The sequence below is a fragment of the Lachnoclostridium sp. An14 genome (genome assembly GCF_002160755.1).
Classification (GTDB): Bacteria; Bacillota; Clostridia; order Lachnospirales; family Lachnospiraceae; genus Lachnoclostridium_A.
Genome location: NZ_NFLE01000015.1, coordinates 84,871 through 96,184, shown reverse-complemented (window position 1 = coordinate 96,184; position 11,314 = coordinate 84,871). Strand labels below are relative to the sequence as shown.

Sequence of the window (11,314 nt, the reverse complement as noted above, 5' to 3'; positions counted from 1 at the left end):
ATCCGTCACCGTACTTACAAAATCTAACACTTCTTTCATAACATCCCATCCTTTTTTCTTTTAGTATACCAGAAAAAAGACGGATGTTCATAATTTGTTCATTCGTGCGTTTGTCGTGTCGCATTCTTACGCCATTCTTACACTGGCTTCCCGCCTTGCTTTCCGCCGTCCTCCGCGTTTTCCCCGCGGGCCTTTTCCTCCCGCTCCTGTTCCTCTATGATGCGGAAAAATTCCCGGTCCTTCGCCTTTCTCCTGGGGATGAAACGGGCCACCAGCTTTCCCTTTCCCCTGGTCTTTACGTAAAAATACCCGAACACGGAAAAGGCCAGGCTGCCCGCGAAGGTGACCAGCAGATCCTTCATGGTGTCAATGAGGCCGATGTCCAGATAGCCGCCAAGGCCCAGCTCCTGCCCCTGAACCACGGTCTCGGTGATGGAGTCGATGACGAAGGGCACGTTTCTGCCCTGGGGATCCAAAAGGACGGAGCGGATGGTGTGCACCACCGTATCCTTCTGCATATCAAAGCCGAAGATCTGATCCATCCCGAACTCGAAAAACTCCCAGACCACGCCGATGGTCATGGAAAAACTCACCGCCACGATGGCCATAAACACCGGGGACAAATGGAACGTCACCCGTTCATTCCGGTTCAGGAGCTCCACCAGGGAAAATCCGATGGCCGCCGCCAGAAAGCCGTTTACCGTGTGCAGGGCCGTGTCCCAGAACGGGAAACGAATGTAAAATTCCCCGATTTCTCCCATGATCTCCGCCGCGAAGATAAACACCAAAATAATAATCTCCAGGGTGGGCGGCAGCTCCACCCGGAACGTGAGCTGCATGGCGCTGGGAATCACAAAGAGCATCAGAGAGAGCACGCAGAGGAACACGTTTTCATAGTTCTTATTTAAAAGCTGGAGCACGGCCACCGCTACCACCGCCAGCCGCAGCACGGTGTACACCAGAAATGAGCTGCGGTGCTCGCTCAGCTCCATTTTCAATGCTTTTTTGGCGTTTTTCATCCAGTGGCGAAAGCCGCCTTGTTTTTCCTTTTTCACTGTATCAACTGCCTTTCCTAACGTTTCCACCGAAGGCATTCACCCCCGGTGATGACTTCCTTCCAACCGTACTATTCTATCACAGCGGCGGCCGGAGAGCTACGTTTTTTTATTCCAGCCGGGTGGAAACAGGACGGGCATTCCACGGCGTTTTGTCAGGCGCTCTGCCTCTAAGCAGGAAATCCCCCCGCCATCCGCACCCCATGGGGGACAGGCGGGGGGATTTCCCATTTATAACGACTTTCGTCTCCGCCGGAGACTTTTGTGACACAGGAAGAACATTCCTATGGCCTAGGAAAAGAATCCTGTCTTTAGAACAGGCAAAACACACCGAGCAGTATGGCGGCCACGCCGCCGGCCCGCCCCGCGAACAGAGCTAACTCTGATGGCTCCGCGTTTTTATAGCGCCATCCATAGCTTAAGTACCACATGGCGCGGGGAGCGGCCGCGTTCACAGCGCCCAGCAAAATCAGAAGGAGCCCCGGCCCTCTGTATCTTCCGGAACCGCTGTTCTCCGACCGGCGGTCCAGGCTCAGCACGTCCCACAGCACATCCCCAGGCACATACCGGTCCGGATCGTAACCGTCGCTCCATCCCCCGTGACCGGAGTTTCCGCTGGAGGTCCAGAAATAGGTGGCGCCATTGGGGTATGTGACGTCGAAGGTAGTGTTTCCGGCTCCGCCGGACACCTGAAAATAGCAGACGTAATCATCCACCGCGATGGTTTGATGGACCTGGTCCACAGTAAACACTTTTCCGTTATATTCCACGCTGTAAACCTGAGAATTTTCACTCCGCCCGCAGGCGGCCAGAAGGCAAAGGGCCATGACACAATAGAATAGTACCGCGATTTTCCATCTCTTTTTCACCGTTCCCACCTCCACCGTTTTCCTTTAAGCTCAGAATATCATAATTTCAGAATCCTTTCAATCGGATGTATACCAAAAAGCGCATGGGTTGTCTGCTGACAGACCCATTTTTAGCCGGCCGCCGGGCTGGCTGCCCTTCCATTTTTCCAGCGCCTGTGTGGACAAATGGGCGGCGCTGCTGTACAATATCAAGGATTAATCCATATTTTCTGGAGGAAACGCCCTTGAACCTGGAACGACTGGAATATTTTGCCGCCGTAGCGGAACATCTGAATTTTACCCGTGCTGCCGACGTCTGCCACGTGGCGCAGACCGCCATCAGCCGGCACATCGCCGCCCTGGAAAGGGAGGTTGGCTGCAAGCTTTTCTACCGCACCAACCGCTCGGTGGAGCTGACCCCCGCCGGGAAGGCCTTTCACTCGGAAATCATTCCCATGCTGGACCACTACCACCGCGCCCTGGAAAAGGCGAAAAACGCCTACAGCGGCCCCGCATCCTCCCTCCATCTGGGCATCGGGCCTTACGGGATGGGGTTCGTGTCCCAGCTGTTCCGGGAGTTTCACAGCCTGTTTCCCGACATCGGGCTGGCTGTGTCCCAGTTTCCCTACGGGGAGCTGATGAAACGGCTGGAGGAGGGAGCCGTGGACGTGATTTTTCCCCACCCGGATACCCCCTTGCCGGAGGACGGGAAACGGATCCGCGTCCAGCATATGTTTGCCGCCGCCCCCGGCCTTCTGGTGTCCGCGGAGCGGGCGAAGGAGTGGTTTGGAATGGAACCCGGCGGGGAGAGGCCGGTGCGGAAATGGGAGCTGAACGGAAAAGATTTCTACCTCCTGGCAGAGCCTTTTGGCCCCCTCTCCCTGGAGACTGGCCGCGCCCAGCTGCTGGAGGCCGGGCTGACCCCCGCCTCCGTCACTCCGGTCAACAGCGTAAGCGGGCTGTTTCTCATGGTGAAAGCCGGACTGGGGGCCGCTTTTGTGCCCTCCTTTATGGGAGAGGAGCTGCCGGAGGGCCTGTTTCTCCTGCCCCAAAAGCTCCTGCCCGCCCAAAACTACTGCTCCATGACCCTGGCAGACAGCCAGAATCCGGCGGCGGAGCTGTTCTCCGGCGGCATTCTCACCTCCCGTACGGTTATGGACGGCATAAAGAAAGGGATACGATAGCGCGACCGTGCAGGCTCGCGCCGGAAGCTTTTTCATCATCAGGAACGTCGTTTTCCCTACCATAAAAGAGAAAAACGCGGCAGCGCCCAACAACAGCTGGCCATGATTTTTCAAAATAAGGTATACGCCCCTTTTTATTTGTTGTATACTGGAAAGAAGGGGAACCGCCAAATGGCCCGAAAAGGGCCGTTTTCACTGAGGCGGTCTTTATTACGAACGGAGGAAACATATGAAACCAATGATCATCGGAATCGCCGGCGGATCCGGCTCCGGAAAATCCACATTTACCAACCGTCTGAGGGACCGTTTTAAGGACCAGGTCTCTGTCATCTACCACGACAACTACTACCGGGCCCACGACGACCTTCCCTTTGAGGAGAGGAAAAAGCTGAACTATGACCATCCCGCTTCCCTGGAGACGGAGCTTTTGGTGGAACACTTAAAACAGCTGAAGGAAGGAAAGGCCATCGAATGCCCCACCTACAATTACGCCCTTCACAACCGGGCTCCGGAGACCATTGTCATTGAGCCGCGGCCGGTGATCCTGTTGGAGGGCATCCTGGTGCTCTGCGAGCAGCAGCTGCGGAATATGCTGGACATCAAAATCTACGTGGACGCCGACGCGGACGAGCGCATCCTCCGCCGTATTGTGCGGGATACGAAGGAGCGGGGCCGTGACCTGGAAAACATCATCGACCAGTACCTGGCCACCGTTAAACCCATGCACAACATCCATGTGGAACCCACAAAGATCTACGCCGACATCATCACCAACAGCGGCATGAACGACGTCGCCTACGACCTGGTGAGCAGCAAGATTGAGGCGTTTCTGGCGGCCGCCGAATCATAATCGGATAGAATCCGCCGCCGGAGCATTTTAAAATCTCCGAGCAAAAAGTATGCGCAGTAGCGAAACTCGCGCCGGAGGACAGCTGCGCCAGCAGCCAGTTTCCTTTGCGCGGAATGCGCCTCCCGCCAGAGGCTTTTATGCCATAGGAAACGCTGTTTCCTACTGCAGTACAAAGGCCATGAGGCCGGAACTGATCCATTTTCCCGCAGAATGGGAAAATGCGTTCCGGCCCCATGGCCCTTTATGTTTCACTGCCTTTTTCACTGTCTGGAAATGTTTTGCCCGTCAGTGTTCTTCCAGCCACCGCACCGCGCAGTTTACATAAACTTCCGTTCCCACGGGAAGGGCGTTCTCGTCCACCCGCATGGACGGATGGTGCATACTGTACTCATATCCACTTCCCTTGTCCCCGGCGCCTAACATCAGGAAGATGGCGGGAACCCGCTCGCAGACCATGGTAAAGTCCTCACAGCCGCCCTGGCCCGGCACCTCCCGGACACTGCCTTCCGGCAGGAACTCGTTCATATAGCCGATAAACTCATTCATCATATCCTCATGGTTTACTAAGGGCGGCATTCCATACTGGTACTCCACCTCCGCCGACCCGCGGTACACCGCTGCGATGCCCTGGGCGATCTCCTTTACCCGGCGCTTTAAGAAAGCCCGCTCCTCGTGGCCCTCCGTGCGCACGGATATTTCCAGCACTGCGTTTCCCGCCACCGAGTTGCAGGTGGTGCCGCCGGCGATTTTTCCCACCAGCACCACGCTGTCCTCCTTGCTGGGGATCTCCTTGGCCACCAGCTCCTCTAAAGCCAGCACGATCCTGGCGGCGATGCTGATGGCGTCAATGCCCCGCTCCGGCGTGGAGCCGTGGGCATCCCGGCCGGTTACCGTGACCTTGATGGCATCCCCGGAACGGTTCATGGTGCCGTGGGTGCAGCGCACTGTGCCGGAATAGGAGTCCTCCAGGCCCGCCGCCACGTGAAGGCCGAAGGCCGCGTCCACCTTGGGGTTTTCCAAAAGCCCCGCCTCGATCATGGCGGCCGCCCCGCCTAACAGCTCCTCCGCCGGCTGAAACATGAATTTCACCGTGCCCTTCAGCTCTCCCTCCATCTCCTTCAGGGCCTTCGCCGCCCCCAGGAGCATGGCCGTGTGGCAGTCGTGGCCGCAGGAGTGACAGTTTCCCGTCTCGCAGGCGTAGTCTAAGCCGCTCTCCTCCTTCATAGGCAGGGCGTCCATATCCGCCCGCAGCAGAATGGTCTTTTCACCGGCTCCCACGGTGCAGGTGATGCCGCCCCCCAGCTCCACAGGCTCATAGCCGTATTCCCGCAGCTTTTTCGCCACGTAAGCCCTGGTCTCCGGCAGGTCAAACCCGATCTCCGCCCGTTTGTGGAGTTCTCTCCTGTTATCTATGATCTCTTTTTTCAATTCCTCTGACACATGAAACATCTCTATTTAACCTCTCTTTTTCTAAATTAAAACGGTCTTAAAACAGCATGGGGGCTATGATTCCCCCAAGAATCACGGATGTCAGGCTCACCGACACCACGCCGGCCACCAGCATCTTCGGGAGCAGGTAGCTGACCACCCGCTGCTCCTCCGCCTCCGTAAACCCGGCGCCCTTGGTGACTCCCTGAGCCACCTCCATGGCCACCGCGTAAGTGACGGGATAGCCAAAGAGGCAGGCCACGCCCACGGCGATGGCTAAAAACGGGTTCCAGCCCAACAGCTTTCCCACCAGGGCGGACAGAATCATCACACCCACGGCGCCGATGACCAGCAGGCCCACCACCGGAACCAAAAGCTCTCCGAAATCGGAAAATTTCATGGAAACGAAACTGGACGCCACATAGGCGTAGGTAGCCAGCATGAGGATGCCCTCGCCTCCCGCCGTCTTTAAGCTGCCTTTTTCCACGATTCCCAGGGCCCCAGCCACAATGCCGAATACCAGGAAGGTGACGCCGGTGCTGATTCCGGTCACGTTGGTACAGAGCTGGGCCGCCACGGCCACCACTCCCAGACGGGCGAAGTGCATGGTGCTGGAAACCGCCAGGGGGCCTTTTAACTCCGGGACGATCCGAAGGCTGATTTCCTTTCCTACCTTCTTCTCCTCCCGCTTATGGCCGCCGCCTGCGATAAAGGCCTTCGCCGCCCGCCGCAGACAGACCGACGCCACCGGCAGTCCGATGAGCACCTGCAAGGCCGTCACCGCCGCCACGAAGGAGGCCAGATCCGGCCGCCCCGCCTCGTTTGCCGCCTCCGACATGAGCATAGTCACCGCCGCTCCTCCGGCTGTGGGGGGAATGGCCGCCAGAGCTCTCTCCCGGCCGAACACCGCCGTTCCCAGGGTGGAATCCAGAAGGATAATGCCTGCGATTCCCGCCAGGGAAATCACCACGGTTTTCCACTCCTTGCGCATATCGTTCAGATTCATCAGAGAGCCCACATTTACCAGGATCAGGCCCATTCCGAAGGTGGGGATCATGGCGCTCAAGCCGGAAAGATCCATGAGATTTTCCGGAAGGAGCCTTAACGTCCCTCCAAATACCAAAAGCAGGGCAATCGCCACCAGAACGGAAGAAATCACTCCCTTTGTTTTCACTGCCACATAATCTCCCACCGCGTAGATCACGGCCACCACCGTAAACGCCATAATCGGTAACCAAGTCATATCTCCTACCTCCGTCTCTCAAAGCTGATGGTAAGAGTGTAGCACCCCCCGTTTCAAATGTACAACATCAATACTGCATGGTATAATATCAAAAGTGTTATCTATGCCGTTTAAGGGGGAAACCAAGTATGTACACATGGGAAGAATTAAAACAGTTTGCTGACCGCTGCACCCGCTGCCCGCTTTGCCGCACCAGAACCCATCCCGTCATGGGCCGGGGCAGCCTGAAAGCGGACGTTATGTTCATCGCGGAGGCGCCGGGGCGCCAGGAGGACCAGCAAGGAATCCCCTTTGTGGGCCCGGCAGGCCATATGCTGGACGAGCTTTTAGCCGCCGCCTCCCTCTCCCGGGATGAGATCTACCTCACCAACATCATCAAGTGCAATCCGCCCTTCAACCGCGACCCCAGCGACGAGGAGAAAAACGCCTGCATCCCCTACTTAAAATATGAAACTCTGCTCATCCGCCCGAAAATCATGGTCTGTCTGGGACGGGTGGCCGCCCAGCGCATCATTTCCCCGGATTTTCGCATCACCAGGGAACACGGACGGTGGACGGAGCGGAAGGGCTACTGGCTCACCGCCGCCTACCACCCCTCTGCCCTTCTCCGGGATCCGTCCAAGGTGGAGGAAACCCGCCGGGACTTTCTGGCCATCCGGGACAAGCTGCGGGAATTGTCTCTGTGACCTGGTCACATACAAAGCGCTCTCTTTCCGCTATACTGAAACCAGAAAACAGGAAAACAAATTCTAAAGATAAAAAGGAGTGTTTGATATGGCAGAAAAATTTACAACCAGCAGCTTTGAAAAAGAGGTTCTTTCCTCTGATCTCCCCGTCCTGGTGGACTTCTGGGCGTCCTGGTGCGGCCCCTGCCGGATGCTCGCCCCGGTGATCGACGAGCTGGCGGCGGAGGCGGACGGCTACCGCGTGGGAAAGGTAAACGTGGACGAGGAGCCGGAGCTGGCGGAGCGCTACGGCGTCATGTCCATCCCCACGGTCATCGCCTTCAAAAACGGCCAGCCCGCGAAAAAATCCATCGGCGTCCAGTCAAAGGCCGCCCTGCTCCAGCTGTTGGACTAGGGCTAGACCTTATCGTAGAGCCGTTTCCGGTCGGTGATCCTTACGCCGCCCCGAAACAGCTCGATGGCCCCTTCCCCGGCCAGCTTTTTTAAGCCTCTGGTGACCACCTCTCTGGCGCTGCCGATGGCTACGGCGATCTGCTCCTGGGTAAAATGGAGCAGGTCGCTTTTTTGCTGCGCCGACTCGTCTAACAGGAAGGTGACCAGACGCTGCTCCAGAGTCATAAATAAGAGCTGTTCCACCGCGTTCACCACATCGGAAAACCGCTCCGTCGCCGACTTATACACGAAGTTTTCCACGTAGATGTTTTCCTCCATCAGCCTGGCGAAGACCTCCGGCGGCACCATTTCCAGGCAGCCGTCCGTCTCCGCCTGGATCTGCACGTCGAAGGAGATGGCGGAAATCATGCAGGAGGCGGTGAGCACACAGGCCTCTCCGGCCCGCATTCTGGAAACGGTGGCCTCCCTGCCGTCGCCGGAACAGAGGGCCATGCGGAACACGCCCCGTTTCACCAAAAGAATCCCCGCGCACTGGGAACCGGCGGCCCGCACGATCTGCCCCGCCTGATACTCCACCTCCCGCGTCCGGCTCTCCAGCAGCCGTTTCTGCCCGTCTGTCAGCTTTTCCCAAAATCCAAAGGTGTGAAATCCGCTCTCTCCCATGTTTTCCTCCATCTGTACGCGCGCCGCGGACATCCGCGGCACAAAATCCCGCCGCCCGGCATACGAAAAGCAGCGCGGCCACAACTACCGCGCTGCAAAATTACTCCCCTATATTCCGACCTTAATATGTGCCCTCCGGCAGGTCCAGGGTGGTGGTCTCGTACTTGGAAAGGATCACGCTCTGGATCATATCACGGGTGGCAGAATTGATGGGATGGGCGATGTCACGGTACTCACCGTCTGCCGCCTTGCGGCTGGGCATGGCGATGAACAGCCCCTTCTCTCCCTCAATTACTTTAATGTCGTGAATCACAAACTCATTGTCCATGGTAATGGAAACGATCGCCTTCATTTTTCCTTCTTTTTCAATTTTTCTCACTCTTACATCAGTAATCTGCATAAGTAAGCACCCCTTTTGTCATAATACTGTCTTTTTCTTACAGTGTGTATCTTTCGTTTTTCTCAACTACGATCTTAATGTCCTCCGGCGTTCCGATGTGGGTGGTGTTCGCCCGGATGGTGTCCCGGCTCTCTACGATGCAGTTCTCGATCACCGTGTTGTCGCCGATGTACACATCATTCAGAATGATGGAGTTTTTAATCACGCAGTTATTTCCAATATAGGCCTTCCGGAACAGGACGGAATTTTCCACCGTTCCGTTGATGATGCAGCCGCTGGAAATCAGGCTGTTTTTCACAGCCGCGCCGGGATTGTACTTCGCCGGCGGATTGTCTCCCACCTTGGTGTAAATGTCGGGGTACTGTCTGAAGAAGAAGTCCCGCACCTCCGGCTTGAGGAAATCCATGTTTGTCTTGTAGTAGGACTCCACGGAGGCGATGTTGCTCCAGTAAGTGTCCATTTTGTAAGCGTAGATTCTCTTTAAATTGCGGTAGCGAACCAGCACGTCTCTTACAAAGTCGTAGCGGTCCTCCGCAGCGCAGCGCTCAATCAGCTCAATGAGCTGGCGGCGCCGGATCACGTAAATGCCGCAGGAGATCGTATTGGAGCTGGCCACCATGGGTTTCTCCTCGAAATCCTCGATGCGGCCGTCCTCATTGACGCGGACCACGCCAAAACGGGTGGCGTCCTCTCCCTCCGGGAGCTCCTTGCAGACTACGGTAATATCTGCCTTCTTCTCAATGTGGTACTCTAACACCTTGCCGTAATCCAGCTTGTAGATGCCGTCACCGGCGGCGATGACCACATAGGGCTCATGGCTGTTCTTTAAGAAGGTCAGGTTCTGATACAGGGCGTCCGCCGTTCCGCGGTACCAGTCGCTGCTCTCCGCCGTGATCGTGGGCGTGAACACGTAGAGACCGCCCTGTTTTCTTCCGAAATCCCACCATTTGGAGGAATTTAAATGCTCGTTTAAGGAACGGGAATTGTACTGAGTAAACACTGCTACGCTCTGAATATGGGAGTTGCTCATATTGCTCAGGGCAAAGTCGATGCTTCTGTAGCTTCCCGCGATAGGCATGGCAGATATTGCCCTCTTATTGGATAACTCTCTCATTCTCTTGCTGTTTCCGCCTGCCAAAACAATACCGACTGCTCTCATTGTACTCCCCCTGCCTTTATAATGTAATCTCCGCTTGCCAACATTCCGTCCGTATAATCTCCAGGCTCCGTAGCACCGCTGATCGCCGTATTTCTGCCGATCTGCACGTTCGGCGGGATCACGCTGTGCTCGCCGATGGTGACAAGGTCAAACTGATATACCTTGGGATCGTATTTGCTGGGCGCGTAATCGCCTACGCCAACCTTAGCTCCGCTGCCGATCTGCACATCCTCGGCCACGATCGCCTTGTCCACCACCGCGCCTTCCTCGATGACGCTGCCGCGCATGATGATGGAATCCCGGATCACAGCGCCGGGCTTGATCACCACACCGGCTCCGATCACGGAGTTGTAAATCTCGCCGTGGATCTCTGTGCCTTCTCCGATGATGCTGCGCTCGATGACCGCGTCTGCCGCCACGTACTGAGGCGGAATCACGTCGCCTTTGGTGTAGATCTTCCAGTATTCCTCATACAGGTTAAACTCCGGAATAATGTCGATGAGCTCCATATTGGCCTCCCAGTAGGAGCCTAAGGTGCCCACATCCTTCCAGTAGCCATTGTACTCGTAAGCGAAAATCCTGTCGCCTCTGGTGTGGCAATAGGGGATGATATGTTTTCCGAAGTCACATCCGGGCTCGTCTTTCAGCTTGATGAGAGCGTCTCTCAATACTTCCCATTTGAAAATGTAGATACCCATGGAGGCTAAGTTGCTCCTGGGATGAGCCGGTTTCTCCTCGAATTCCGTAATGCGGTTGCTGTCGTCCGTGATCACGACGCCGAAACGGCTGGCCTCCTCGATGGGCACCGGCATGGCGGCGATGGTGACGTCGGCGTTATTGGCCTTGTGGTACTCCAGCATAACCTCATAGTCCATCTTATAGATATGGTCTCCGGAAAGGATCAGTACATAGTCCGGATTGTAAGTCTCCATATACTCTAAGTTCTGATAAATCGCGTTTGCCGTTCCGGTGTACCAATCGCTGCCCTTGCTCCTTTCATAGGGAGGAAGGACGGTAACTCCGCCCACGTTCCGGTCCAGATCCCACGGGATGCCGATGCCGATGTGGGTGTTCAGCCGCAGCGGCTGATACTGTGTAAGGACGCCTACCGTGTCAACGCCGGAATTGATGCAGTTGCTGAGGGGGAAGTCAATGATGCGGTATTTTCCCCCGAACGATACCGCAGGCTTAGCAACCTTCGACGTCAAGACACCGAGACGGCTCCCCTGCCCTCCTGCCAGTAGCATGGCAATCATTTCTTTTTTAATCATTCCGTTACCACCTCTTGCTGTGTATTTGTTGTGTATTTTGGTTATAAGCGTATTATAGCACATTATTTAGAAATAGTGAACAATTACCAAAATAATATTTGTATTTTTTTGTGCAATTTCCGACATTTTTCGTA

The 11,314-nt window shown here is 56.0% G+C and carries 12 protein-coding genes; 4 read left to right on the top strand and 8 right to left on the bottom strand.

All coding sequences use genetic code 11. The annotated features are described in order from the left end of the window. Positions 1 to 137 precede the first annotated feature (137 nt). Positions 138 to 1,019, bottom strand: a complete 882-nt coding sequence (locus B5E84_RS10455; RefSeq protein WP_204248573.1) for a DUF2238 domain-containing protein — start codon at positions 1,017 to 1,019, stop codon at positions 138 to 140. Between the two features lie 347 nt (positions 1,020 to 1,366). Next, complete coding sequence (locus B5E84_RS10450) at positions 1,367 to 1,924, bottom strand: DUF6199 family natural product biosynthesis protein (protein WP_143469206.1); 558 nt, start codon at positions 1,922 to 1,924, stop codon at positions 1,367 to 1,369. Between the two features lie 224 nt (positions 1,925 to 2,148). Here B5E84_RS10450 and B5E84_RS10445 point away from each other — a divergent pair, with 224 nt between their 5' ends. Then, positions 2,149 to 3,087 carry a LysR family transcriptional regulator gene (locus B5E84_RS10445; protein WP_162612844.1) on the top strand — a complete coding sequence of 313 codons (939 nt, stop codon included), beginning with the start codon at positions 2,149 to 2,151 and terminating at the stop codon, positions 3,085 to 3,087. Positions 3,088 to 3,316: 229 nt separating this feature from the next. Further along, positions 3,317 to 3,937, top strand: a complete 621-nt coding sequence (gene udk / locus B5E84_RS10440) for a uridine kinase (RefSeq protein ID WP_087222429.1) — start codon at positions 3,317 to 3,319, stop codon at positions 3,935 to 3,937. 285 nt (positions 3,938 to 4,222) lie between these two features. On the opposite strand, the gene B5E84_RS10435 is transcribed toward udk, so the two are convergent. After that, positions 4,223 to 5,377: a M20 metallopeptidase family protein gene (locus B5E84_RS10435; protein ID WP_242963345.1), complete on the bottom strand. Its 1,155-nt coding sequence runs from the start codon at positions 5,375 to 5,377 to the stop codon at positions 4,223 to 4,225. A 46-nt stretch (positions 5,378 to 5,423) separates the two neighbouring features. Further along, positions 5,424 to 6,608 carry a hypothetical protein gene (locus B5E84_RS10430; RefSeq protein WP_143469205.1) on the bottom strand — a complete coding sequence of 395 codons (1,185 nt, stop codon included), beginning with the start codon at positions 6,606 to 6,608 and terminating at the stop codon, positions 5,424 to 5,426. A 128-nt stretch (positions 6,609 to 6,736) separates the two neighbouring features. Here B5E84_RS10430 and B5E84_RS10425 point away from each other — a divergent pair, with 128 nt between their 5' ends. Both B5E84_RS10425 and trxA read left to right on the top strand, forming a co-directional pair. Continuing rightward, the gene (locus B5E84_RS10425; protein ID WP_087222424.1) at positions 6,737 to 7,294 is read left to right on the top strand and encodes a uracil-DNA glycosylase; all 558 of its coding nucleotides are present in this window, start codon (positions 6,737 to 6,739) and stop codon (positions 7,292 to 7,294) included. An 88-nt stretch (positions 7,295 to 7,382) separates the two neighbouring features. After that, on the top strand, positions 7,383 to 7,688 hold the full coding sequence (gene trxA, locus B5E84_RS10420) for a thioredoxin (RefSeq protein WP_087222422.1): 306 nt from the start codon (positions 7,383 to 7,385) through the stop codon (positions 7,686 to 7,688). A 2-nt stretch (positions 7,689 to 7,690) separates the two neighbouring features. Here trxA and B5E84_RS10415 read toward each other — a convergent pair whose 3' ends face one another. From B5E84_RS10415 to B5E84_RS10400, 4 genes are all read right to left on the bottom strand, one after another. Next, positions 7,691 to 8,350 (bottom strand): Crp/Fnr family transcriptional regulator, encoded by a 660-nt coding sequence (locus B5E84_RS10415; protein WP_242963344.1) that lies wholly within the window; start codon positions 8,348 to 8,350, stop codon positions 7,691 to 7,693. A 121-nt stretch (positions 8,351 to 8,471) separates the two neighbouring features. Then, a complete protein-coding gene (spoVG, locus tag B5E84_RS10410; protein WP_087222420.1) occupies positions 8,472 to 8,750 on the bottom strand; it encodes a septation regulator SpoVG in 279 nt (92 codons plus the stop codon). A gap of 37 nt (positions 8,751 to 8,787) precedes the next feature. Beyond that, positions 8,788 to 9,909: a glucose-1-phosphate adenylyltransferase subunit GlgD gene (glgD, locus tag B5E84_RS10405; RefSeq protein WP_087222418.1), complete on the bottom strand. Its 1,122-nt coding sequence runs from the start codon at positions 9,907 to 9,909 to the stop codon at positions 8,788 to 8,790. Continuing rightward, complete coding sequence (locus tag B5E84_RS10400) at positions 9,906 to 11,180, bottom strand: glucose-1-phosphate adenylyltransferase (RefSeq protein ID WP_087222416.1); 1,275 nt, start codon at positions 11,178 to 11,180, stop codon at positions 9,906 to 9,908. The genes glgD and B5E84_RS10400 overlap by 4 nt, the downstream gene beginning before the upstream one ends. Positions 11,181 to 11,314 lie beyond the last annotated feature (134 nt).

Coding starts and splice junctions, on each gene's coding strand:
- spoVG (WP_087222420.1), bottom strand. CDS start 8,750: ATGCAGATTACTGATGTAAGAGTGAGAAAAATTGAAAAAGAAGGAAAA.
- B5E84_RS10455 (WP_204248573.1), bottom strand. CDS start 1,019: ATGAAAAACGCCAAAAAAGCATTGAAAATGGAGCTGAGCGAGCACCGC.
- glgD (WP_087222418.1), bottom strand. CDS start 9,909: ATGAGAGCAGTCGGTATTGTTTTGGCAGGCGGAAACAGCAAGAGAATG.
- B5E84_RS10415 (WP_242963344.1), bottom strand. CDS start 8,350: ATGGGAGAGAGCGGATTTCACACCTTTGGATTTTGGGAAAAGCTGACA.
- B5E84_RS10430 (WP_143469205.1), bottom strand. CDS start 6,608: ATGACTTGGTTACCGATTATGGCGTTTACGGTGGTGGCCGTGATCTAC.
- B5E84_RS10425 (WP_087222424.1), top strand. CDS start 6,737: ATGTACACATGGGAAGAATTAAAACAGTTTGCTGACCGCTGCACCCGC.
- trxA (WP_087222422.1), top strand. CDS start 7,383: ATGGCAGAAAAATTTACAACCAGCAGCTTTGAAAAAGAGGTTCTTTCC.
- udk (WP_087222429.1), top strand. CDS start 3,317: ATGAAACCAATGATCATCGGAATCGCCGGCGGATCCGGCTCCGGAAAA.
- B5E84_RS10400 (WP_087222416.1), bottom strand. CDS start 11,180: ATGATTAAAAAAGAAATGATTGCCATGCTACTGGCAGGAGGGCAGGGG.